This window comes from Nesterenkonia muleiensis (genome assembly GCF_003600155.1).
In the GTDB taxonomy this organism is placed as follows: Bacteria; Actinomycetota; Actinomycetes; order Actinomycetales; family Micrococcaceae; genus Nesterenkonia; species Nesterenkonia muleiensis.
Map to the genome: position 1 here is coordinate 435,827 of NZ_QWLD01000040.1, position 23,951 is coordinate 459,777.

Here is a 23,951-nt window from a genome sequence, read left to right on the forward strand (position 1 = left end):
CCTGGTTACTTCACCAGGGAGCGGAGGACGTATTGCAGGATGCCTCCGTTGCGGTAGTAGTTGGCCTCGCCGGGGGTGTCGATGCGGACCACGGCGTCGAACCCGGTGGTGGAGCCGTCTTCGGCGGTGGCGGTGACCTTCACCGTTTCAGGGATCTGGCCATCGTTGAGAGCGGTGATGCCGGTGATGCTGAAGGTCTCAAAGCCGGTCAGGCCCAGAGTCTGAGCCGACTCGCCCTCGGGGAACTGCAGGGGAAGCACGCCCATGCCGATCAGGTTGGAGCGGTGGATGCGCTCGAAGGACTCGGTGATCACTGCACGAACCCCCAGCAGACTGGTGCCTTTGGCCGCCCAGTCCCGTGAGGAGCCGGAGCCGTACTCCTTACCGCCCAACACCACCAGCGGGATGCCGGCCTGCTGGTAGTTCACCGCGGCGTCGTAGACGTAGGCCTGCTCCCCATCCTTGGTGAAGTCGCGGGTGAACCCACCCTCCACGCCATCGAGCAGCTCGTTCTTGATCCGGATATTGGCGAAGGTGCCGCGGATCATCACCTCGTGGTTGCCCCGGCGGGAGCCGTAGGAGTTGAAGTCCTTACGCTCCACGCCGTTTTCCAGCAGGTACTTGCCCGCCGGGGTATCGGACTTGAAGGAGCCCGCTGGGGAGATGTGGTCAGTGGTGACCGAATCCCCCAGCTTCAGCAGCACCCGGGCACCCTCGATGTCAGAGACCGGCTCCGGCTCAAGATCCATCCCTTCAAAGTAGGGGGCCTTGCGCACATAGGTGGAGCTCTCATCCCAGGTGAAGGTCGCCCCTTCGGGAGTATCCAGAGACTGCCACCGGTGGTCGCCGTCGAAGATGGTGCCGTACTTGGAGGTGAACATGCTGGTGTCGATGGACTCGGAGATGATCTTGTCCACCTCCACCGGGTCGGGCCAGATGTCACGAAGGTAGACATCATGACCTTTCGAGTCCTGGCCCAACGGGTCGTTCTCGAAGTCGAAGTCCATGGTCCCGGCCAAGGCGTAGGCCACCACCAGCGGTGGGGAGGCCAGATAGTTCATCTTCACATCCGGGTTGATGCGGCCCTCGAAATTGCGATTCCCCGAGAGCACCGAGGTTACCGCGAGATCCTGATCCAGGACCGTCTTGGAGATCTCCTCCTCCAACGGCCCGGAGTTGCCGATGCAGGTGGTGCAGCCGTAGCCGACCACGAAGAAGCCGATCTTCTCCAGGTACTCAATGAGCCCGGACTTCTCGTAGTAGTCGGTGACCACTTTCGAGCCCGGGGCGATCGAGGTCTTCACCCAGGGCTTCTGCACCAGGCCCTTGTCCACCGCGTTGCGGGCCAGCACACCAGCAGCCAGCATCACATTCGGGTTCGAGGTGTTGGTGCACGAGGTGATCGAGGCGATCGAGACCGCACCGTGGTCCAGATTGAACTCACGACCATCAGGCATCGTCACCGGCACCGGCTTAGAGGGCCGACCGACCACCGGCTCAGCATTCGGGTCCATGGTCCGCGGCTTATCAGCCGGATCCTGGGACTCAGCAGCGCTGTGGGCGGGGGCATCAGAACTCGGGAAGGACTCCGCGGAGGCCTCATCTGCCTTGCCGTTGACCGCGCCGTTGACCGCGGCAGTCTCCTCGGCCACGTAGTTGTGGATGTCCTTGCGGAACTGCTCCTTGGCATCAGTGAGCTCGATCCGGTCCTGCGGCCGCTTCGGGCCGGCGATTGAGGGAACCACGCTGGAGAGGTCCAGCTCAATGTTCTCGGAGAACCGCAGCTCCCGGGAGGGATCATGCCACATGCCCTGCTCCTTGGCATAGGCCTCGACCAGGGCAAGCTGCTCCTCAGTGCGGCCGGTCAGGCGCAGGTACTCAATGGTGACATCATCGATCGGGAACATCGCCGCAGTGGAGCCGAACTCCGGGGACATATTGCCGATGGTCGCCCGGTTGGCCAATGGCACCTCTGCCACGCCTTCACCGTAGAACTCCACGAACTTGCCGACCACACCGTGCTCACGCAGCATCTGAGTGATGGTCAGCACCACATCGGTGGCGGTAGCACCGGCGGGGATCTCACCAGAGAGTTTGAAGCCGACAACACGCGGGATCAGCATCGAGATCGGCTGGCCAAGCATTGCCGCCTCCGCCTCAATACCGCCCACACCCCAGCCCAGCACACCCAGGCCATTTTCCATAGTGGTATGCGAATCAGTGCCCACACAGGTATCCGGGTAAGCCCGTAGCACACCACCGACCTCACGGGTCATCACCACCCGCGCCAACGACTCGATATTGACCTGGTGGACGATGCCCATCCCCGGGGGAACGACCTTGAAATCATCAAAGGCGGTCTGCCCCCACCGCAGGAACTGGTACCGCTCGCCGTTGCGCTGGTACTCGATGTCCATATTGCGCTCGATCGCATCGGAGTTGCCGAAGGAGTCGATCTGCACCGAGTGGTCGATGACCATCTCGGCTGGTGCCAGCGGGTTGATCTTGGCGGCATCTCCGCCCAGCTCGGCCACTGCCTCACGCATTGTGGCGAGGTCCACTACACAGGGAACCCCGGTGAAGTCCTGCATTAGCACCCGAGCAGGGGTGAACTGAATCTCTTTGCTCGGCTGGGCGTTCTCATCCCAGCCTCCGAGGGCCTTGATGTGGTCTGCGGTGACGTTTTCGCCATCTTCGGTGCGGAGGAGATTCTCCAGCAGGACCTTGAGGCTGTACGGGAGGGTGTCGTATCCCTCGACCGCATTGAGTCGGAAAATCTCGTAGTCGGCGCCATCGACGTTGAGAACGCCTTGTGATCCGAAACTGTCCACTGTGCTCACGCTGAGACTCCTTAGTCTGGTTGGCGGGCTGACACAGCGCTTGGGTACGCGCTCATCACCAACTATCCTACTCATACTGCTGAGTCACTCAGCTTAGGTGAGACTCACCGGATGGTCGCATGCTCATATGCGTTCAAACAGCGCGACAGATTCCATGTGATGGGTATTCGGATAGAGGTCCAGTAGGGACAGATCCTGAATCCCCCAGCCAAGTTCCCCCAGCGCTCTGGCGTCTCTGGCAAAAGAGGCGGGGTCACAGGAGACATAGATGATCCTGTGCGGGCCGGAAGCGCCGATCCCGGCCAGGACACGCTCTGCGGCACCGGCACGAGGCGGGTCCAGCAGGACGACGTCACTGGCCTCCAGCCGGGAGGCGACCTTCTCTGCCGGAGCGTTGACCACCTCGACACCGTCGAGGCCGTCGAAGAGCCGCTGAGCCGCAGCAGAAGTCCCGGCGGCTGCCTCCACGGAGAGCACCTGGCCGGCAGCACCGACCCGGGACGCGGCCCAGGCGGTGAACAGTCCGGCCCCGGCGTAGAGGTCAATGGCGGAGCCTCCCGGCTCCAGTGATGCCATGACGTCGACGGCGTCCACCAGCGCATGGGGCGCACTGCGATGGATCTGCCAGAAGCCTTCAGCGGGAAGAGCCACGCTGTCCCGTCCGGCCACAGGAGTCGGGAGGGGCTCGCGGACCGTGCGCTGCCCGGTGACTACCTGATAGTCCACCGTTGTCGGCTGCAGCTGACTGTACCGCCGGCCTCGCCGCCGCCTGCGCTCAGTGGTCGCGGCGATGATGACACCGCCTATCTCGGGTGAGGATCCGGCGTAGTCAGCTAGCTTTTTCCGCAGCTGAGCCTGGTCGGAGGCATTCTCTGTACCCGCTGTCCGCACCATCAGGGTGATGGGCCCCTCGCCTGCGGGCGCGACCACATCGACGGTCTCTGCCCCGCTGAAGTCCCAGGAGAAGATACCGGAAGCACCCACTGCCTCGACAGCCAGCGGCATAGACCGCAGCGCGATGAGGTCATGGGACCGATTCGGTTTCATCGCCAGCGAACCGCCGGCGACTCCGAAGCTGACCCTGGTGCGCCAATGCATGCCGGAGGCGTCGGACCCCGGAAGCTGCTCGACCGGAAGCTCGCCGTCGGGTCCCTGGCCAGGAATGTCCAAGGTGGAAACGTCGATGCCGCCGATCCGCTGCATCGTGTCCCGGAACACCTGCGACTTCAGCCGCCGCTGGTGGGCATCGGTGATGTGTCCGTAGTCGGCACCGCCGACCGGGATCTGTTCGTGATCGTAGGCACGCAGCGCATCAGCCTGCTTCCAGGGATGGCGGCGCCGGTGGTCGGAGGCGTCGATGACGTCAACCACATCAGCCCGCCAGAACCGCGAGGAGCTGCCGCCGTCGGTGACCACCGCGCGGACCGTTTCCCCCGGAATCGCATGCCGCAGGAAGATGACTCGCCCTTCATGCCGCGCCACACAGTGACCGCCGTGGGACATCGGTCCCACCGTCAGCGTCAGCATGTGGGCCGAAGTCATGGCGAGGTGCTCTGCTGACGATCCCTGGTGATCATCCACCCCAGCCAGAGAGCGAAGGCGTAGAGCGGGACCCCCATCACCACGCGCGTCACCCCCAGAGCGGTCTCATTCTCGGCGAAGTAGAGCGGGACCTGCACGATGAGCCGGGAGGCCAGCACCGCGGTGATGATCCAGGTGGCCAGCGCATAGCGACGGCGCTGAATCCTGTCACGCCGCCAGTCGAATCCCTGACCGCGAATCACGCCGAAGAGGATGCCCATCACCGGCCACTTCACCGCCACAGACACGCTCAGGGCGATGATATAGCCGGCATTGACGAAGAACCCCGGGACGTAGAAGCCGCGAGCCTCACCGGAGAAATGTGCGAAACCCGCACAGATCAGCACACCGGCCAGGCCTGAGAAGGACTGCACCAGCGGCCCGCGCTGGGCCAGCCGGACCACCGTGAAGAGCGCTCCGATGGCAACAGCCACGCCAATGGCCACAGCAAGCTCATCGGCGATCAGGTAGGTCGCAAGAAATACTGTGGCAGGAAGGGCCGCCTCCACGATTCCCCGGACGCCACCCACCGAGCCCAGGACATCCAGGGATCCGTCGTCCTTGGTGGAGATTCGCTTGGCTGCGGACCCGGAAAGCTGCTGACTGAATTGATCTGCTGAGCTCATGACCCTAGCCAGTGGTGCTTGAGTCGTCTGAGTCGCCTCGCTGGGCAGCGTCGGGGACTCCATTGGTCTGGTTCTTCGGCACGACAACGCGCTTGGCACCGGCCGGAGGCTTCAGCTTCAGCAGTTCCCGCGGCGGCAGCGGATCGTCCCCACGGACCACAATGATGCGGGAGAACAGCTCCTCCACACCTGCTGAGGCTTTCCGGTCAATGGCTCCGCGACCACCGACGACGCCGCGCAGGAACCACCGGTTGCCCTCGAAACCGATGAACCGGGCAGCCCGCCAGCCCTGCCGACCGTCCTTCAGGACAGTCGGCACCCGGGCGTGCAGCTCCTTGCCGAAGCGCCCCTCCAGAATCCGCACCCGGCCTTTCTGCTTGGTGACCGACTCCTGAATCTGTTCGAGAACGTCGGCCCAGATGCCGCCAGATTTGGGAGCGGAAAAAGCCTGAAGCTGGATGCTGGCCTGCCCGATGGTGATGGTCAGGGACACCACCCGCTTGGACTTCTGGTCGATGTCCATACGGATCTTCTGCCCCTTGGCGGCGGGGATCAGCAGCGCACCGAAGTCGAGGTAGCCCTTGGTGGACTCCACATCCTTCCCATCACGTGGTCCTGGGCCGCGCCCCACCGCCGGTGTAGGAGTGCTGGCAGCCTCCTCCTCCGGCACTGGTTCGGTCACCGGCTCCTGATCATCGGCGACTGCGCCCTCGTCTTCGGAGACCTCCGCCTCAGTGATTTCGACCTCGTCGGATTCCCCGGCCACCTCAGCGGCCAGGGCCTCCTTGATGGTGGAGGGGTTCTGAGCCTGTTCCTTTTTCTTTTTGCCGAAGAGCATGCAACTCCTTAAAGCTGTTGTGCGTAGTGAGTCAGGCGTTTGTGGTCAGTCCGCTGGAGCCGAACCCTCCAGCGCCGCGGACGGTTTCCGGCAGTGCCGCAACGGGCGTGAAAACGGCCTGGGCGACTTCTTGGAAGATGATCTGGGCGATCCGGTCCCCCCGCTGAAAGCTCACCGGTTCGTCGAGATCGGTGTTGATCAGCAGGACTTTAAGCTCCCCGCGATACCCGGCGTCCACGGTCCCCGGGGCATTGACCATGCTCACCCCGTGCTTGGCGGCCAAACCGCTGCGTGGATGCACCAGACCGACCCAGCCCTCAGGGATGGCGATGGCCGTACCTGTGGGGACCATCCGGCGCTCACCAGGGGCGAGTGTGAAGTCCTCTGCGGTGACCAGGTCGGCCCCGGCGTCGTCGTCATGGGCATAGCGTGGCAGCGGCAGCTCCGGGTCAAGCTGCTGGAGGGGAATCTGAATCCGGTTCACAGGTGACGAGTCTACCGGGCCAGCCCCACGGCGGGTTCACGTGCGAACATAGAGACCATGAATGATTCAGTGCGGTATGCCGAAAGACTGTGGCCGGCATGGTGGATCTGGCTGTCGGTGGTGATCATCGGCAGCTCGTTCTCTACGATCTTCTTCCCGATCGGGGTCACCTACGGCGTGATCGCGCTGATCGTCGGCGCCGTTCTCGCCGTGGTGGCGCTGATGGCGATCACCCCGCGCGTGGAAGTCACCGATCAGTGGCTGAGGGCCGGCCGGGCTCAGATTGAGCGCGAGCACCTCGGACATGTGGTCGCCCACCGCGGGGCCGCTGCCAGGGAGCAGCTGGGCCCGGGCTTCGACGCTCGCAGCTATCAATGCGTTAGGGGCTGGATCAGCCCAGTGCTCACCGCAGAGATCACCGATCCGCGGGATGCCACCCCTTACTGGCTGATCTCTACCCGTCACCCGGAGAGGCTCCTGGCCGCATTGGGCTCGCAGGAGCAGGTGCGTGTCAGCGGAGTCTCAATGTCAGAGAACTGAGGCCAGGCGCAGATTTCCCACCGCAGGTGGTCTGCACACTGCTTGAGGCACGAGCGGGGTCTGCCCGGCCGGCGGAACCTTCAGGCGTGAAGGCTGGCGCAAGCCAGCCGAGAGCCGAGCGGGCTTTGCCCGCCGGCGGAACTAGTCTGTGCAGTCCTTGCAGACCAGTCCGCTGGGTCCCTCCACAGCCTGCGAACGGTGCCGGACCAGGAAGCAGGAGGTACAGGTGAACTCGTCGGACTGGGCCGGGAGCACCCGGACCTGCAGCTCCTCGTCGGAAAGATCGGCACCGGGGAGTTCGAAGCCTTCGGCGGCCTCCGTCTCGTCTTCGTCGACAACAGCCGACTGGCGGTTGGTCGAGCGGTTCTTCAGCTCCTCAATGGAGTCTTCGCTGACGTCATCGTCACTCTTCCGGGGGGCGTCATAGTCAGTAGCCATGGCAGTGCTCCAATGGTGGTTTCGTGCGTCTTCACCCAGGTCGGTGCGGGCCGGGCAGACGAAATCAAGGTCGCACAGATTGTGTCGTATCAGGTGCTTTCTGACAAATCCGAGACAATAGGTTACAGCACTGATCCTTCTAGGAGGGGTTGAGAGCGCCCTCCGCGCTGCCGGTGCCCCGCGATACAGTTGCCGGAAAGGACAACTGCTGACTGATCACACGGAGGACACTGCCGATGCAGGATCTGCGGATCGTGGGGGTCGACGCTGAAGGACCGGCTCCACGGCTGCTGCTCTCCGACTCATCCGGTGCGGAGTACGCGTTGCCTGTGGACCAAGCATTGCATTCAGCGGTGGCCGGTGCCACCTCCTCGACAGCGCAGAGCCAGAGTGCCTCTCCGCTTTCTCCCCGCGATATTCAGGCACGGCTTCGCAGCGGGGCCACCGTGGAACAGGTCGTGGCCGACTCCGGTCTGACCCGCGACCATGTGCTGCGCTATGCCGGGCCGGTCGCCGATGAGCGGGCATTCTTCGCCGCGCGTGCCCGGGAGACCGTGGTGGCCAGACCCTCGACGGCCGAACAGCACCGCCTGGCCTTCGGCGATGCTCCGGCGACTCTGGAGGCGATGGTGAAGGTCCGGCTGCGGACCATCGGCGTGGATCTCAACTCCCTGAGCTGGGACGCCTGGCGCCGTGAGGACGGGCTGTGGGCGGTGACGTGTGACTTCGACGCCGCGAGTTCCACGACCCATGCGGCCGGCATCGGGCAGCGGCCGCCTGCTGAGTGGGCCTTCGACTCCAGAGCACGCTCGGTGCAGGCGGAGAACGAATGGGCTGAGTCTTTGAGCTCCTTACCGGCGGCGCCCAGCCGCACCGTTGGCCGGCGGCTGACAGCGGTGGACGAACCTTTCAACGTAGATGAGCAATCGGACTCCCCGGCTGAACAGAGTGGATCCGGGCATGAGGATCTGCTGGAGATTCTGCGGGCCCGCAGGGGGCAGCGTTTGGGGACCGATGAGACCGGCGACGACAAACTTGCCACCCTGCTGACCCGCGACGAGCAGCCGCCTCCTGGTCCAGCCCAGGAGCAGACTACCGACACACTTCCCGGGTTAGGGGAGGAACTGGCCGAGGAAGAGGCTGAGCACGAGACTGAGGCGGACTCGCTGGGCCAGACCGATGCTTGGGGGTTCAGCTACGAGGAGTCCAGTGAGGATTCAGCTGAACCAGACGAGGACGCCCAGGAGCCGGCACCGCAGTCGAAGAAGCGAAGCGGCTCCCGCCGCCCGACGATGCCGCGCTGGGATGACATTCTCTTCGGCGGCAAAGAGTGAGCCGGTCAGGCTAGCTGCAGCAGGGGTACGCGGCGCTCAGCCTCGGTCAGTGAGCCGTGCTGACCGACCATCTTCAGCACGTCCTTCCCGGTGCGCTCGGTGTGGAAGAAGGCGATATCCGCCTGCGCTGCCACCAGTACGTCGCCGATCCGCGGCAGGACCCGGTCCTCCACGGTCCCGAACCAGCCCTCAGCCACCGCCTCTTCGCGAGTCAGCACCCAGGCCTGGTCTCCATAAGCCTGGTGCCAGCGCTCTGCGACATCTTTCGCCTGGCCCGCAGCCTCGGTGTACAGATGCAGGAACCGGGGCTCTCCACCAGTGTGCGCGACGCCGGCCAGCAGGTCCGGCCGGCCGCTGATGTCGATTCGCTGCTCCTGAGCCAGGTTGATCATGCCATGATCGGCAGTCAGCACAACCCGGGCCAGACTCCCGTAGGACTCGGTGAGACCCCGGCACAGCCGCCGGGCAGCCGAGTCGAGGGTCTCAAGCATCTGGAGCCATCTGGCTGACCCAACCCCTGTTCTGTGCCCGGTCTTATCCAGCTCATCGACGTAGAGGTACACCAGCACAGGTGCCGGTCGTCCGCGGTGCAGCGTCCCGGTTGCTGGCCGGTGTGCACCGATCCAGTCTGCGGCGGCGTCGAACCGCCGTTCAATGGTGTCGGCTCCGCTGAACTGCCCTCCGCGCAGTACAGCCTGGGTCAGCGGGGAACTGCGGAACTTGGGACGCGAGCAGGTCAGCACCTTCGCGCCGCCGTGCTCTGCGGACTCGAACACGGTGCGATGAGGCTGCCACTGCCTGGGGGCGACGTCGCTGTCCCACTGACCGAGCATATTGACCACTCTGCTGAGCTCCGGGGAGAGAACGTCATAGCCCACCAGTCCGTGCTGCCCGGCGGCGAGCCCTGTGCCGAGGCTGGCCAGGGAGGATGCTGTGGTCGTCGGGGCGCCGCTGTCGAGCACCTGTGCTGCGGCGGTGCTGCGCCAGGCTGAGGCGAGGAATCGCGCATGACCGGTATGAGCGGCCAGCTGCTTGTCTCCCAGACCATCGGCGAGAATGACCACGGCGATCTCTGCCTCAGGCAGCCGAAGCCGGTTGGTGAAGCCCTCCAGACCCAGGGCTGATGCTGCTGAGGTCAGCACATGCTGCAGATGCGCCTGACTGTTCGGCGGTGCCGGGAGCGGGCCCATGGGGCTCAGCGGAAATACTTGATCGTGGCTCGACGCAGTGCGCGGACAAAACTCCTGGCCTCATCCACGGCGGTGTCGCCCTCAGCGGTGGCAGCGATGCGCAGGGTGATGTCCTCCGGGACCACCGTTCCGGTATCACCGTGGTCGGCCATGCACTCAGGATTGCCGCAGTCGGCGGGCATCGAGTCGAACCGTGCGCCACCGGTCCAGTTGATGTTGAGGGAGACCTCCGCCAGGCCCCGGTCAGCTCTGAACTTATCCGGACTGCGGTGCACCTCGGAGAGAATCAGCGAACGGATACGGCCCACCGGGACGACTTCGGTGGAGATTCTGGCCACGACCTCGGTGGAGGCGGAGGGTGCCGAATCCTCATGCTGGATGGGGCTGTCCTCCTCAGCATCGTGGTCGTCCAGGTGCGCAACGACCATGATGTCTTCGGCCAGCACCAGCACGGTGATGTGCCGGTGAACTTCCTCGAAGTCGAAGTGCGTGTCCACGTGGACGATCTGGTGCTCTGCCTCCCGGCCGTCCAGCGCATCAGTCACAGTGTGGTGAACCAGGGTCGGGTAGAACCCGCCCCGGTTGATGGCCTCTTTGAGGGTGAGAGTGGATGTGCCCATAGTTCACCATGTTATCCCCGGTGCTGGCGGCAGATTTTCGAGACACTGCGGGCCGATTCGCGGGCGGCTTGCTGATTCTGGATAATGGACCGGTGCTGCAAAACCAGGGCGACGGAAATGCCACATTCCACCACCGCAATGCCACGCTGCTCTCTGTGGTTGAGGTCGAAGCCCCTGATGTCCTCACCTCGAAGGATCTGGACCGGCGGCTCTCCGACGCTCTGAAGCGGCTGCGGCTGCCCAGTGGGCTGCTCCAGCGGGTTGCCGGTGTCCGGTCCCGGCGGAACTGGCGGTCCGACGGCGATGTGCGCACTGGGACTGTGGAGGCCGGGCGCAGGGCACTGAGCGCGGCTGGAATCGAGCCGGCCGAGGTCTCGATGATGATCAACACCTCGGTGACCCGGGAACACCTCGAGCCCTCGGTGGCGGTCGGGGTGCATCATGAGCTGGGACTGCCCAGCTCAGCGATGAACTTTGACATCACCAATGCCTGCCTGGGATTCGTCAACGCCATGACTCTGGCCAGCAGCCTCATCGACGCAGGTCAGGCCCGCTATGTGCTGATCGTCAACGGCGAGGACGCCCGCAAGGTGCAGGACGCCACCGTCGAGCGCATCAACTCACTGGAGCAGAGCCTCTCCCGCGAGGATTTTATGAGTGAATTCGCCTCACTGACCCTGGGCTGCGGGGCCGCAGCCGCGGTCATCGGACCCGCCGACGCGCACCCGGAGGGCCACCGGATCATCGGCGGGGTCACCCGTGCCGCAACCCAGCACCATGAGCTCTGCGTGGGCGACCACCGCGGCATGTTCACCGATGCCCGCGGACTTCTGGACGGCGGGCTCGACCTGGTCATGGATGCCTGGGAGGATGCCAAAGCGCACTTCGACTGGCAGCAGATGGATTCCTATGTGACCCACCAGGTCTCGCAGCTGCACACCTCGTCCATCATCAAGGCCGCCAAGCTGGACAAGAAGAAGGTGCCGGTGACCTATCCGGAGCTGGGCAATGTGGGGCCAGCTTCCTTGCCGATCACCCTTGCCCGTGAAGCCGCCAGCCTGATCTCCGGTTCCAGGGTTCTCTGCATGGGTGTCGGTTCAGGGCTGAACACGGCAATGGTGGAGCTGCAATGGTGAGCTGGTGGCGGCCGATCCCGGCCAATGCGGCGCGCCGTCCCTTCGACGTGCTGACCAACACCCCGCTGCCCGGGGTTGATCCGCAGTGGTCGCACCTGGTGCAGGCGCGTTCTTCCGACGGGCCGCACACCTTTCATGTGCTGGACACCGGCCCGCAGCTGCAGGCGCGCGGCATCACCCCTACGGGGACCATCCTGGCCCTTCATGGCAATCCCACCTGGGCCTACCTGTGGCGAGGCGTGCTGGCAGCCTCGGTCCAGCGCGCCACACCGACAAGCGCCTGGCGGGTGATCGCCGCCGACCAGCTGGACATGGGGTTCTCCGACCGGTTGGCCCATCCTGAGCCGCCGGCAGCCGGGGCCACCAGCTACCGCCGCCTGGAGCAGCGGCTCGACGACGTGGACGGGCTCATCGAAGCGCTCGGCGTCGACACCGGCAGACCACTGGTGACCCTGGGCCACGACTGGGGTGGGATCATCTCCCTGGCATGGGCCGCCCGGCGCCGTGAGATCGTCGATGCCGCAGCTGTGCTCAATACCGCGGTGGACCATCCTGCGAACAGGCCGGTGCCACAGGCGCTGCGCGCAGCCATGGCACCGGGGGTGCTGGCGTCGTCGACAGTGCTGACTGATGCTTTTCTGCGCGTGACCCTTTCCCTGGCCGAGGATAACCTCCCTGAGCAGGTCGCGGCCGCCTACCGTGCCCCGTATGTCTCCCGGATAGGACGCGGCGGCATCGGCGGCTTCGTGGCCGATATTCCGGCGCTGGCAGAGCATCCTTCCCGTCCGGCGCTGGAGAGGGCCTCGGCTGCGCTGCGGGAATGGGACTCCCCCGCCCTGCTGATCTGGGGCCCCAAGGACCCGGTGTTCCGGGACCGCTATCTTCAGGATCTGCTTGACCGGCTTCCCCATGCGGATCTGCACCGCTTTGAAGGAGCAGGGCACCTGGTGGCCGAGGACCGGGACGTGGCCGAGGTCCTCTTCACCTGGCTCGCTGACACCTTGGGCGGGCAACCTGCTGGACCAGAGCACCGCAGCGCGCCGTGGTCTCCCCCGCCGGCCGACGGCGTCCTCGGACTGCACGAGCAGCTGGACCACATGGCACTGTCTTGGCGGCGGGACTCCCCCGCCGTAGTCCAGCTGGCTGGCCAAGAAACGGCCTCCATGACCTGGGAGGAGCTGAAGTCCCAAGTCGAGGCTCTGGCCGCAGCACTCTACGCACAAGGCATGCGGCCCGGGCAACGGGTGAGCCTGCTGGTGCAGCCGGGCAACCAGCTCACCGTAATCCTCTACGCCTGCCTCCGGCTGGGAGCTGTGGCGGTGGTCGCCGATGCCGGGCTGGGCATCAAGGGAATGACCCGGGCTGTGCGCAGCGCCTGGCCCGAATGGGTGATCGGTGAACGCCCGGGTCTGACGCTGGCCAGTGCACTGGGCTGGCCCGGCCGCCGGATCAGCGTGGAGGCACTGTCCCCACGAGCAGCACGCCTGGCCGGCGTGGAGGCCTCGGTGGAGCGTCTGCTGCGCCGAGGCGGATCAACCGCCCTGGAGACGGTGCCGATGCCCTCAGCGCAGGCTGATGCGGCAGTGCTGTTCACCTCAGGATCGACCGGCCCGGCCAAGGGCGTGGTCTACACCCATGGGCGGCTGGGTGCGCTAGTGGCACTGCTGCGCCGCACCTTCAGCCTCACCCCCGGTTCCTCGTTGATTGCCGGATTCGCGCCGTTCGCTCTGCTGGGTCCTGCCATCGGAGCCACCTCGGTGACACCGGATATGACCGTGACCAAACCGGCCACACTCACCGCACAGGCAGTGGCGGCGGCAGCCGCAGCGGGAAAGGCCACCATGTTCTTCGGCTCTCCGGCCGCGCTGACCAATGTGGTGGCCACCTCCGGTGAGCTCTCCGATGCGCAGACCGAGGCGCTGGAAGGGATCAAGCTGGTGCTCTCAGCAGGCGCCCCGGTTCACCCGGAGCTGCTGGACAAGGTTCAGCAGCTGTTTCCGCAGGCTGAGCTGCACACCCCTTACGGCATGACCGAAGGGCTGCTGCAGACTGACATCACCCGGGACCAGATTCACCAGGCTGCGACAACCGGGCAGGCCGGGGTGTGCGTGGGGCATCCGGTGGACGGGGTGGAGTTCGCTGCAGCCCCGCTCGACGGGCTCGGGATCCCCGCCGACCAGCTCAGTGATCCAGCGGCCGTTCCCGGCCGGCTCAGCGAGATCGTGGTCTCGGCAGCGCACCTGAAAGACCGTTATGACCGGCTCTGGCTCACCGATCGCACCTCGCGGCGCGATACGCATCGGGGCCTGCTGTGGCACCGCACAGGTGATATCGGCCACTTCGACGACGCCGGCCGTCTCTGGATCCAGGGCCGCCTGCATCACGTGATCAGCACTGCTGAGGGCCCGATCGGACCTGGCTTGGTGGAAACCCCGGTAGACGCCTTGGCGGAAGTCTCCCACTCCGCGGCAGTCGGGGTCGGGCCGGTGGGGACCCAAGCCGTCGTCGTCGTACTGGAGCCTGTGGCAGGCAGGAAGCTGTCGGTGGGATCCTCACCGTTGGCGCTGCCGGAGGTAGGCAGGCGGGTGCGCGAGGCCTCCACAGCTGCTGGCGTGTCGGCGGTCCTGGTGGTGGAGAAGCTGCCCACCGATATTCGGCACAATTCCAAGATCGACCGCAGCAGACTGGCTGCCTGGGCCGAATCGGTGCTTTCCGGTGAGAGGGTGAGCTCCCCATGAGTGATCTTTCCTCGGCGGAGATTCTTCCCCCGGCCAAGGTGCTGGTCACCGGTGCCTCCGGGCTGCTGGGCCGCAGTGTGGCCTCCCGGCTGGCCGAACTCGGCTATCAGGTCACCACGCTCCAGCGCAGCGCCTCAGGGCTGAGCACCGTGCGCGAGGTGCGCGGCTCGCTGACCGATCCCCAGGCCGTGGAGGAAGCCGTCAGCGGTCAGGACGCCATCATCCATATGGCGGCCAAAGTCTCTGTCTCCGGGCGGCGCGAGGAGTTCGAGCAGGTCAATATCGAGGGCACCGAGCGGATCTTCGACGCCGCCTGGGCCGAGGGCGTGGAGAATGTGCTGTATGTGTCCTCGCCCTCTGTGGCCCATGCCGGGGAGTCACTTGTCGGCGCACCGGCCGGTCCCCCCGATCCCGATCACGCGGAAGGACACTACGCTCAGACCAAGGCTGAGGCCGAGCTGATCGCTGAGGCACGGGCGTCGGTGGGCATCAATGTGCTGATCATGCGGCCGCATCTGGTGTGGGGCCCCGGCGACGGCCAGCTCACCAAGCGGATCATCGACCGTGCCAGGTCTGGAAGGCTCCCGCTGCTGGGCAGTGGAGCCCCACTGGTGGACACGCTCTACATCGACAATGCCGTCGACGCCTTTGCCGCCGGGCTTCGCAGGCTTCCGCAGATCGCTGAACTGCCTGCCGCACAGCGGCGTCTGGTGGTCACCAATGGTGAACCGCGGCCCATCGGTGAGCTGCTGATGGGCATCGCCGCCGCCGGCGGGGCGAAGCCTCCCAAACTCCGGGTACCACCGGCTGTGGCCAAGGCCGCCGGTGCCGTGGTGGAGAGGCTCTGGGCAGTCACCGGACCGCATCAGGATGAGCCTCCCATGACCCGGTTCCTGGCCGAGCAGCTCTCCACCGCCCATTGGTTCGACCAGCGGCATACCCGAGAAGTGCTGGGCTGGAGCCCGCAGGTCAGCATCGACGAAGGGCTGCTGAAGCTGGCCCGCCACATCCGCCGCACCGGCCGGGTGCTGAACTGAGGCCCTGCGCCTGGGCCCGGCATTTCATGGATTCCTTTCGCCTGGGGCTAAAGACTGGGATAGCCGACACTCCCCATCGGCCTAGTACTGCGATATGGCTCTACGTGCGGAGTCGGTGCGCTGCTCGGGGTTGGCGATGTCCACCGTCGCGTGGAGGATGTTCACACCCTCAGGTGAGACCAGAAGCGGAGAGAGCTGAAGGTTCGCCACCTGCGGGTGATTGTCCTTGAGGATCGCCACCCGCTGAACGGTCTCTCCCAAGGCGTCGAAATCCACCGGAGGCACTCCCTGGTAGCCGAAGAGCTTCTGCGAGGCCTTCGGAGTACTGATCAGCCGCGAAAGATCCTGATCAGTCAGCGGAGGCACCGCATGGGCCCAGTCGTCGAGCAAGTCCACCGCGTCACCGGAGATACCGAAAGAGAGCACCGGGCCCATCATCGGATCCTCGATGGCCCGCACAATGCAGCCCTGGCCGGTGGGAGCCATGGACTGGACCTCCAAGCCGGGGTTTCCGTACTTGGCCAGCTGGCGGCGCATATCGGTCACGACCCGCCGCAGCATATCCGCAGAATCGATGTTCAGCTGCACCCCGCCCAGGTCCAGACGGTGACGCAGGTACACGTTGGTGGACTTCACCGCCACCGGGTACCCCAGGCGCTCAGCGGCCTCCGCGGCGGAGTCGGGGGTGTCGAAGGCCGTGGAGGGCAGGACCTCGAGCCCGTACCGGCTCAGCAGCTGCTGCGTCTGGTCCTGGGTCAGCCGCTGCAGTCCTGCGCCGGTGACATCGGCAAGCCAGTCGGTCAACAGCGCATCAGTCTCCCGGGCCACCATGGACCCTTCGAGCCCGGCCGGGATATACGGCTCCCCCACGCCCTGGGCACGCCAGGACTGATAACGGGTGATCTTGGCCAGTGCAGAGATCGACCGCGCCGGCGAGGAGAAGATCGGCACCCCCTGCTGCAGTGCAGAGGTCTCGATCACCGGCCCGGCGTTGCCGATGTAGTTCAGCGGAACGTTGGGGTCCAGCACACCGATCAGTGACATCACCATCGGCTTGGTGTACTGCTGGGCGGTCATCGAGATCGCGCGGGTGTGGTCGTGATGGTCACCGGTGACCGTCGGCTGCAGGCACACAGCGACCGCATCGACGTCGTCGTCCTCGAACAGCTGCGCCAGCGCAGTGGTGAGGTTCTTCTCCGCCGACCAACGCGTACCGTCGAGCTCAAGGTCTCCGACCACGGTGGTGGGCCGCAGCCCATGGGCCTCCCCCGCATCTGCCAACAGCCGCGCCATGGACAGTGAGTTGGTGAGGACCCCCAGGTTCTTGCCCACCGGCATCGGCTGGGTGGCGAGGACTTCCAGGACATCCATCAGGGAGTCGTGGTTGCCCACCTGAATGACCCCGGAATTGGTCAGTATGGCATCTACTGCGCCCTTCGGCGCCCGGGAGAGCCGCACCTCGTGTCCCGGCGGATGCCGATGACCGGTCAGGTCACCGGTGGCGACGACGACGGGCTTGGTCAGTGAGAGCCGCCGGGCAATCCGGGAGAATTTGCGCGGGTTGCCGAAGGACTCCAAATAGATGCCTACCGCTCGGGTGGCGCCGTCGTCCTCGAAGTACTGCATGGCGTCATTGCCGGAGAGATCAGCACGGTTGCCTGCGGAGATCACCGCGGAGAGGCCAAGCTCGCGCCGGTGGGCCTGGGCGTAGAGCGAGGCGCCCATGGAAGCGGACTGGCTGAAGAGCCCGACTCCGCCGGGCACCGGCATGGTCGGTGACAGTGAGGCGTTCAGCGAGATGTCCGGGCTGGTGTTGATCAGCCCTGCGGAGGCCGGGCCGATCACGCGCATCCCCCACCGTCTGGCAAGCCGGACCAGATCCCGCTGCTCCTCGGTCCCGGTGCTGGTCACCACCAGCATCCCCTTGACCCCGTGACGGCCGCAATCGGCCACCACCTGTGGAAGGTGCTCGGCGGGTACGGCGACCAGGGCCAGGTCGATGTCCTGTTTGATGTGCGCCAGCGAGGAGTACGCCGGGGCTCCGCCGACTTCGAAAGCCTCCGGGTTGACCGAGTGCACCCCACCGGTGAACCGTCCTTCGATGAGGTTCTGCAGCAGGTGGTAGCCCACTGAGCCGTACTCCCGGGAAGCGCCGATGACCGCTACCTGCTGGGGCGCCAGCAGCTCCCCGACGCTGCGTGACTCCGCACGGTGCTCGCGAGCCTCCATCACCGCCCGGGAACGCTCAGTGGGGTCTATAGAGAACTCCAGGAGCACCACGCCGTCTTCGAACTTCCGCTGCACCTCATAACCGGCCTCGGAGAACACGGTGAGCATCTTCCTATTCTCCGGGAGCACCTCCGCGGAGAAATGCTCGATGCCGTGCTCCCGGCCCGCAGCGGCAAGGTGCTCCAGCAGAATGGAGCCCAGACCACGGCCCTGGTGGCGGTCGGAGATGTTGAAGGAGACCTCCGCCTCTGTGGTCTGGTCGATACGGTCGTAGCCGCCGACGCCGATGACCTCCTCGTCCAGCAGCACCACCAGAGAGACCCGGTTGATGTGGTCCACATTGGTGAACCGTTTAAGCTCCTTATCGGTAAGCTCGGACTTATAGGTGAAGTAGCGCAGGTAGATCGAGGACTCCGACTGGGCGGCGTGCATGCGCTGAAGGCGCTCCGCATCGCCCGGGCCCACCGGCCGCAGATGGGCAGCCGCCCCGTCCCGGAGCACAACATCTGCTTCCCAGTGGGCCGGATATGCGCTGACTTTCGGCTGTTCACCCATAGGATCAAGACTAACCAGAGAATTGCCCGCACACGACACTAAGGACTGCCCCGACCCCTCATGGCTCGCCGCTCCGCTGCTACCGTGCCCAACACACCGACTGACAACATCACCGATATCGACGTCTCCTCGGAGATGGAGACCTCCTTTCTGGAGTACGCCTATTCGGTGATCTATTCGCGCGCTCTCCCCGATGCGCGCGATGGGCTCAAGCCCGTACAGCGGCGGATTCTCTACATGATGGCGCAGATGGGTCTGCGCCCGGACAAGGGGCACGTGAAGTCCGCCCGGGTGGTCGGTGAGGTGATGGGCAAGTTGCACCCGCACGGTGATGCCGCGATCTACGACGCTCTGGTACGCATGGCCCAGTCCTGGGCCCTGCGGCTTCCCCTGGTGGACGGCCACGGCAACTTCGGCTCGCTGGACGACGGTCCGGCCGCACCGCGTTACACCGAGGCGCGGATGGCCCCGGCCGCGCTGGCGATGACCGCCGACCTCAACGAGGACGTGGTGGACTTCGAGCCCAACTATGACAATCAGTTCATGCAGCCCGGAGTGCTCCCCGCGGCGTTCCCGAACCTTCTGGTCAACGGCGCATCAGGCATCGCGGTGGGCATGGCCACCAATATGGCACCGCACAATCTGTACGAGGTGGTCAGCGGCGCACGCCACCTGATCCTCAACCCAGGGGCTTCCCTGGAGGAGATCCTTCGGCATATCCCCGGCCCGGACATGCCCTCCGGGGGTCGGATCATCGGGCTGGACGGAGTGCGCGAAGCCTACCGCACCGGCCGCGGCAGCTTCAAAATCCGGGCCAGGGCCAGCATCGAACAGGTCTCCCCGCGGCGCAACGGCATCGTGATCACTGAACTGCCATACATGATCGGGCCCGAGACGGTCATCGCCAAGACCAAGGAGGCGGCCCAGGCCAAGAAGCTCGCCGGAGTCGCCGATGTGCTGGACCTCACAGATCGCAGACACGGCACCCGGATGGTCATTGAGCTCAAGGCCGGGTTCGACCCGCATGCGGTGCTGGCCCAGCTGTATAAGCACACTCCGCTGGAGACCAGCTTCGGGATCAATAATGTGGCCCTGGTGGAGGGCCAGCCGCGCACCCTGGGGCTGCTGGAGCTGCTGCAGGTCTACGTCGGCCACCGCATCGAGGTGGTCCGCCGGCGTACTACACACAGACTGGGAAAGCGGAAGGACCGGCTGCACCTGGTCGAGGGTCTGCTGATCGCCATTCTGGACATCGACGAGGTCATCCAGATCATCCGTGCCGCCGATGACTCCGGCGCTGCCAGGTCCCGGCTGATGACCATCTTCGATCTTACCCAGCCCCAGGCTGAGCATATTCTCGAGCTGCGGCTGCGTCAGCTCACCCGCTACTCCACGTTGGAGCTCGAGCAGGAGAAGCAGAAGCTGGAGGAGGAGATCGCCCAGCTGGGGGCGATTCTGGACTCCGACCAGCTGCTTCGCCAGACCGTGGCCGATGAGCTCGCCGATGCCGCCCAACGGTACGGAGATGACCGGCGCACTGAGCTGGTCGACGCCGAGTCCGACCCGCTGGTACCGGCTGCTGCTGCGCCGCCGGCGGGCAAGAACGACGCCGAAGGCTCACTGGAGATCCCTGACTCACCCTGCTGGGCAGTGCTCTCCACCTCAGGGATGCTGGCCCGGACCGCTGACCGCTCCGCACTGCTGCATCCGGCCAGGCGGCGTAGGCATGATGCCCTGCGCTCAGTGGTAGCCACCACCGCCCGGGCGCAGATCGGCGCGGTGACCAGCACCGGGCGAATGATCCACCTGCCGGTGATCGAGATGCCGGTGCTGGAGATCGCCGCGGGAACGGTGAATCTCAACCAGGGCGGCAAGGTCAAAGACTTCTTCACCGGCGCCCTGCAGCTGGAGAAGAAGGAGCAGCTGGTCGGTTTTGTACCCCTGAACCATGTGATCGCCCTCGCCACCGCACAGGGACGTGTCAAACGCGTCAACCCGGACTATCCGCTCCACCGTGACCACTGGGAGGTGATGGCGCTCAAGGACAACGACACCATCATCGGCGCAGAGGTGACCGCTGCGGGCTCTGACCAACTGGTCTTCGTCACCAAAGAGGCGCAGCTGCTGCGCTTTGCCGCCTCGAATGTTCGCCCGCAGGGCCGCAGCGGTGGCGGTGTCGCCGGCATGAAGCTGGGGGCCGAGGATTCGGTCATCGGCTTCAGCGTGATCCCCGCCTCGGCCGCCGAAACTCCTGCCGCCGCAGTGGTGGTCACCTGTGCCTCGGGCACTGAGACGCTTGCCGGTCTGGGCTCGGAGAGTGTGAAAGTCTCTGACCTTGCCGAGTTCCCGGCGAAGGGGCGGGCCACCGGCGGCGTCCGCGCCCACAGGTTCCTGAGCGGTGAGGACCACCTCACCCTGGGTGCCGCAGTGCTGGGTCCACCGCTGGCGGCAGATCAGCGCGGAGGTGCCCGGACCGTGCCGGCGGAGCTGGCACGGCGGGATGGGTCCGGGGTTCCTCTTGAGACGCCGCTCGCCGCAGTCTCCTCCAGCCCTGAGGCGCTCTCCCAAGCAGCGGCCGCGCTGCTGTGACTGACTCGCCCCAACCCAGAGCAGCATCTTCTACGCCGTGTAGAAAATTACGTCAGTTCGGAGTATCCTGGACTCCTAGGAACTTCTGCCTTCAAGGAGCAATCAGCATGGCCTCACTCGGTGATCTTGAACGTTCAGTCATGACTCTGCTGTGGGACTCGGGACAGCCGCTCAGCGCCAATGAGGTCTGCGAGCAGCTGGACGATGACCTGGCCGTGACCACAGTGCTCACCGTGCTGGCTCGTTTGGAGAAGAAGGGTATGGTCCAGCGGGAGCGGTCCAGTCGGCCACACCGCTATGCCGCTATGGCCACCCGCGAGGAGCACACGGTGGAGATGCTCAACGAGGTGCTGGGCACAGCTCCTGACCGTGAAGCAGTTCTCGCCCGTTTCATCGGCGGAGTCTCTGACTCCGAGGCGGCTTCTCTGCGTCGCATTCTCGGCTAAGCCGAATCTCACAGCCCAGCGGCTGTACCGCATAGACTGTCTGGGTGGAACCCCTCGCGCTGCTGCTGGCCGCTCTGGCGGTCATTTTGGCAATACCAGTGCCCAAACTGCTGCACACTGCCAGGTTCCGCACTCGATCCCCATGGGCGACCATGCTGCTGTGGCAGGCCATCGCCTTGGCCGGCGGCCTGTCGATGGTGGGAGCCCCGATCGTCTATGGGCTCTCTCCCTTCGGCTCCAACGTCCCCCAGGCTCTGAGCACTGCGGTGCGCCTGACGCTGGACGAGGACTACTCGGCGATGGCCGGACTCCAGGTCCACCCGTGGCACCTCTTCTGCCTCTGCCTGGGACTGCTGCTGGGCGGGCATCTGCTGCTGACGCTGGCCCGAACCTATGCTCGGGTGCTCAGCGCCCGACGCCGACACCGACAGCTGGTGGATCTGCTCTCCACGCCGGCACCCCACGGTGACCACGGCGCTGAGACCCAGATCATCGAGCATGACGCGCCGATGGCCTACTGCCTGCCGGGCAGAACCAACGCCAGCTCGATCACCGTGCTCTCCCGGGGCCTGCTCAACACGCTCAGCGAGCCGGAGCTGGCTGCGGTCATCGCCCACGAACAGACCCATCTGAAGCAGCGTCATCATCTGCTCACCATGGCATTCGAAGCCTGGTACCGGGCTCTGCCCTGGCTGCCGACCACCCGGTACGGCCGGGAGGCGGTGCTTGAGCTCACCGAGATGCTCGCCGACGAAGGGGCCATGGCAGAGCACTCCCGCGAGGACCTGCTGCGCTCGCTGGCACTGAGTTCATCGGAGGCTGGCGCTCCAGGTGCCGGATCGCCCGAAGACACCAAACCCTTGGGCGCAGGAGCAAGCAGCGAGATCACCGGTGCTCGACTCCAGCGGCTGCTGGTTCCCGCCCGCCCGCTGAGCAGAACGGCCGTCACCGGGTTGGTCAGTGCCTCATTAGCCCTGTTGGCGGTACCGACGGGCTTACTGCTGCTGAGATAACGTGTCTGAGGTCGACATGCAGCACACGAGAAACGGGGCCCGCCGCGCCTGGCACCTGTGGCTGGTCGCGATCGTGATGTTCGCCCTCTACAGCGACTTCCGCTTACCTCGATCGGTGGGCGATGCTGGGCGATAAAAAACTAGCTGCGAGCCAGGAAGTCCTCTGCGCCGCCGACAAGCTCGGTGTGCGCCTGCTTCAGACCCGGCTTGTTGACCAGCTTGGCGATCTCTTCGGCGAACTCCTCTACGGAGTACAGCTTGCCGGCAGCCTCACGGCGGGCCTCGATGGCACCGGGCTCTGCACGGTTGAGCAGCGTGGCGGTGATCGTGCCTTCAATCATGTCCCCGGAAACCACGGTGAGGATGATCCCCTTCTCATCCAGTGCCGGCACCAGATCGCGCAGTGCATCCTCGCCCGCGCGCTTGGAGCGGGCCACCGGCTCATAGGCGTCCATAGTCGAGACCTCATTGATGAAGTGGGCCTGGTGGCTGGTGACGAAGACAATCTGCGAACCGGGCGGCATCACCTCGATGGCGGTCTGGACCATGGTGACCTGGGCGTCGCGGTTGAGCGTGAGGGCATAGTCCTCGCCGCGGTCTGCCTCCATCCCACCAGAGGCGTTGAGGATCAGCAGGTTCACAGAGCCGAAGTTCTCCACTGCGGCATCTACCAGCGCCTGAGCGCCGGCCGGCTCTGTCAGGTCAGCCTGAACGGCGACCGCCTGACCCCCGGCAGCCTCGATGCCTGTGACCACTTTCTTGGCCCGCGGCGCCTTGGCCCGGTAGTTGACCACCACACCAGCCCCCCGCTCTCCGATCAGCTGGGCGGTGGCAGCACCGATCCCTCGCGAAGATCCGGTGATGATCGCGCCTTTTCCTGCAAGGTCCTTGCTCATGCTGTTATCTTCTTTCTCCCCATGTCCGCATCACCCACCACATGGAGACCTCATAGGTCCACATGTCTGGGAACTGTCAATCGTGCCGCTCACCGTGCTGTCAGTGGCCCATACCCAGGCCGCCGTCGACCGGAATCACCGCACCCGAGATGTAGGCGGCGTCGTCCCCGGCCAGCCAGCGCACCACACGGGCCACCTCATCGACCTCGGCGAAGCGGCCGGCAGGAATGTTCTCCAGGTACTTCTTCTGAGTGTCCTCATCCAGCGCATCGGTCATATCCGATCGCACGAATCCCGGTGCCACCACATTGGCGGTGATGCCGCGGCCGCCGAGCTCCCGGGTCAGTGAGCGCGCCATGCCCACCAGCGCAGACTTAGAGGAGGAGTAGTTGATTTGCCCCGGAGAGCCGTAGAGGCCGACCACGGATCCGATGAGCACCACCCTTCCCCTGCGCAGCCGCAGCATGCCCTTGGAGGCGCGCTTGAGCACCCGGAAGGCACCGGTGAGATTGGTGTCGATGACCTCGGAGAAGTCATCCTCGCTCATCCGCAGCAGCAGAGTGTCACGGGTGATTCCCGCATTGGCCACCAGCACCTCCACCGGGCCGTGAGCTTCCTCCACCTGTGTGAACGCTTGATCGATGGAGGCTGAGTCGGTCACATCCGCGGCCACGCCCAGAGCGCCCTCGGGGGCCTCACCGCTGCGGGTGGTGACCGCGACCTTGTCGCCGTTGGCGATGAACGCCTCCGCGATCGCGCGTCCGATTCCACGGTTTCCTCCGGTGACCAGTACTGATCTTTCGCTCATGCGGCTCCTCGGG

Annotated in this window: 19 protein-coding genes; 8 read left to right on the forward strand and 11 right to left on the reverse strand. The window is 65.4% G+C overall.

Annotated elements, in window-relative coordinates; genetic code table 11:
- Nucleotides 1–5: 5 nt before the first annotated feature.
- From DVO78_RS13185 to dut, 5 genes are all read right to left on the reverse strand, one after another.
- The gene (locus tag DVO78_RS13185; protein WP_120005330.1) at nucleotides 6–2,840 is read right to left on the reverse strand and encodes an aconitate hydratase; all 2,835 of its coding nucleotides are present in this window, start codon (nucleotides 2,838–2,840) and stop codon (nucleotides 6–8) included.
- Between the two features lie 123 nt (nucleotides 2,841–2,963).
- The gene (locus DVO78_RS13190; protein ID WP_120005331.1) at nucleotides 2,964–4,382 is read right to left on the reverse strand and encodes a class I SAM-dependent RNA methyltransferase; all 1,419 of its coding nucleotides are present in this window, start codon (nucleotides 4,380–4,382) and stop codon (nucleotides 2,964–2,966) included.
- The gene (locus tag DVO78_RS13195; RefSeq protein ID WP_157984037.1) at nucleotides 4,379–5,047 is read right to left on the reverse strand and encodes a DUF3159 domain-containing protein; all 669 of its coding nucleotides are present in this window, start codon (nucleotides 5,045–5,047) and stop codon (nucleotides 4,379–4,381) included. The genes DVO78_RS13190 and DVO78_RS13195 overlap by 4 nt, the downstream gene beginning before the upstream one ends.
- A 4-nt stretch (nucleotides 5,048–5,051) precedes the next feature.
- Complete coding sequence (locus tag DVO78_RS13200; protein WP_120005333.1) at nucleotides 5,052–5,885, reverse strand: DUF3710 domain-containing protein; 834 nt, start codon at nucleotides 5,883–5,885, stop codon at nucleotides 5,052–5,054.
- Between the two features lie 31 nt (nucleotides 5,886–5,916).
- Complete coding sequence (gene dut / locus DVO78_RS13205) at nucleotides 5,917–6,369, reverse strand: dUTP diphosphatase (RefSeq protein WP_120005334.1); 453 nt, start codon at nucleotides 6,367–6,369, stop codon at nucleotides 5,917–5,919.
- A 57-nt stretch (nucleotides 6,370–6,426) separates the two neighbouring features.
- On the opposite strand from dut, the gene DVO78_RS13210 reads away from it, so the two are divergent.
- Nucleotides 6,427–6,909: a DUF3093 domain-containing protein gene (locus tag DVO78_RS13210; protein WP_120005335.1), complete on the forward strand. Its 483-nt coding sequence runs from the start codon at nucleotides 6,427–6,429 to the stop codon at nucleotides 6,907–6,909.
- 141 nt (nucleotides 6,910–7,050) lie between these two features.
- Here the strand turns inward: DVO78_RS13210 and DVO78_RS13215 are convergent, their stop codons facing one another.
- Nucleotides 7,051–7,347 carry a DUF4193 domain-containing protein gene (locus DVO78_RS13215; RefSeq protein WP_120005336.1) on the reverse strand — a complete coding sequence of 99 codons (297 nt, stop codon included), beginning with the start codon at nucleotides 7,345–7,347 and terminating at the stop codon, nucleotides 7,051–7,053.
- Nucleotides 7,348–7,583: 236 nt separating this feature from the next.
- On the opposite strand from DVO78_RS13215, the gene sepH reads away from it, so the two are divergent.
- Entirely contained in the window at nucleotides 7,584–8,681 is a 1,098-nt protein-coding gene (gene sepH, locus DVO78_RS13220) for a septation protein SepH (RefSeq protein WP_120005337.1), read from the forward strand.
- Nucleotides 8,682–8,686: 5 nt separating this feature from the next.
- On the opposite strand, the gene DVO78_RS13225 is transcribed toward sepH, so the two are convergent.
- Both DVO78_RS13225 and DVO78_RS13230 read right to left on the reverse strand, forming a co-directional pair.
- The gene (locus DVO78_RS13225) at nucleotides 8,687–9,871 is read right to left on the reverse strand and encodes an alkaline phosphatase family protein (protein WP_120005338.1); all 1,185 of its coding nucleotides are present in this window, start codon (nucleotides 9,869–9,871) and stop codon (nucleotides 8,687–8,689) included.
- Between the two features lie 5 nt (nucleotides 9,872–9,876).
- A complete protein-coding gene (locus DVO78_RS13230) occupies nucleotides 9,877–10,491 on the reverse strand; it encodes a DUF5998 family protein (protein ID WP_120005339.1) in 615 nt (204 codons plus the stop codon).
- 92 nt (nucleotides 10,492–10,583) lie between these two features.
- Between DVO78_RS13230 and DVO78_RS13235 the strand changes: the two genes are divergently transcribed.
- The 3 genes from DVO78_RS13235 to DVO78_RS13245 are packed head-to-tail and all read left to right on the forward strand — an operon-like array spanning nucleotide 10,584 to nucleotide 15,402.
- Nucleotides 10,584–11,627, forward strand: a complete 1,044-nt coding sequence (locus DVO78_RS13235) for a 3-oxoacyl-ACP synthase III (protein WP_238385293.1) — start codon at nucleotides 10,584–10,586, stop codon at nucleotides 11,625–11,627.
- Nucleotides 11,621–14,365, forward strand: a complete 2,745-nt coding sequence (locus DVO78_RS13240; protein WP_120005341.1) for an alpha/beta fold hydrolase — start codon at nucleotides 11,621–11,623, stop codon at nucleotides 14,363–14,365. Before DVO78_RS13235 ends, DVO78_RS13240 begins: the two co-directional genes overlap by 7 nt.
- A complete protein-coding gene (locus DVO78_RS13245; RefSeq protein ID WP_120005342.1) occupies nucleotides 14,362–15,402 on the forward strand; it encodes an NAD-dependent epimerase/dehydratase family protein in 1,041 nt (346 codons plus the stop codon). The genes DVO78_RS13240 and DVO78_RS13245 overlap by 4 nt, the downstream gene beginning before the upstream one ends.
- Before the next feature lie 81 nt (nucleotides 15,403–15,483).
- Here the strand turns inward: DVO78_RS13245 and DVO78_RS13250 are convergent, their stop codons facing one another.
- Entirely contained in the window at nucleotides 15,484–18,186 is a 2,703-nt protein-coding gene (locus DVO78_RS13250; protein ID WP_120005343.1) for a bifunctional acetate--CoA ligase family protein/GNAT family N-acetyltransferase, read from the reverse strand.
- Nucleotides 18,187–18,246: 60 nt separating this feature from the next.
- On the opposite strand from DVO78_RS13250, the gene DVO78_RS13255 reads away from it, so the two are divergent.
- From DVO78_RS13255 to DVO78_RS13265, 3 genes are all read left to right on the forward strand, one after another.
- On the forward strand, nucleotides 18,247–20,775 hold the full coding sequence (locus DVO78_RS13255; RefSeq protein WP_120005344.1) for a DNA gyrase/topoisomerase IV subunit A: 2,529 nt from the start codon (nucleotides 18,247–18,249) through the stop codon (nucleotides 20,773–20,775).
- A gap of 107 nt (nucleotides 20,776–20,882) precedes the next feature.
- Nucleotides 20,883–21,221 carry a BlaI/MecI/CopY family transcriptional regulator gene (locus DVO78_RS13260; RefSeq protein WP_120005345.1) on the forward strand — a complete coding sequence of 113 codons (339 nt, stop codon included), beginning with the start codon at nucleotides 20,883–20,885 and terminating at the stop codon, nucleotides 21,219–21,221.
- Nucleotides 21,222–21,265: 44 nt separating this feature from the next.
- Nucleotides 21,266–22,234, forward strand: a complete 969-nt coding sequence (locus DVO78_RS13265; protein WP_120005346.1) for a M56 family metallopeptidase — start codon at nucleotides 21,266–21,268, stop codon at nucleotides 22,232–22,234.
- Nucleotides 22,235–22,374: 140 nt separating this feature from the next.
- On the opposite strand, the gene DVO78_RS13270 is transcribed toward DVO78_RS13265, so the two are convergent.
- Complete coding sequence (locus tag DVO78_RS13270) at nucleotides 22,375–23,130, reverse strand: SDR family oxidoreductase (protein WP_120005347.1); 756 nt, start codon at nucleotides 23,128–23,130, stop codon at nucleotides 22,375–22,377.
- A 100-nt stretch (nucleotides 23,131–23,230) separates the two neighbouring features.
- Nucleotides 23,231–23,938, reverse strand: coding sequence for a 3-oxoacyl-ACP reductase FabG (gene fabG, locus DVO78_RS13275; protein ID WP_120005348.1), 708 nt, complete (start codon nucleotides 23,936–23,938; stop codon nucleotides 23,231–23,233).
- Nucleotides 23,939–23,951 lie beyond the last annotated feature (13 nt).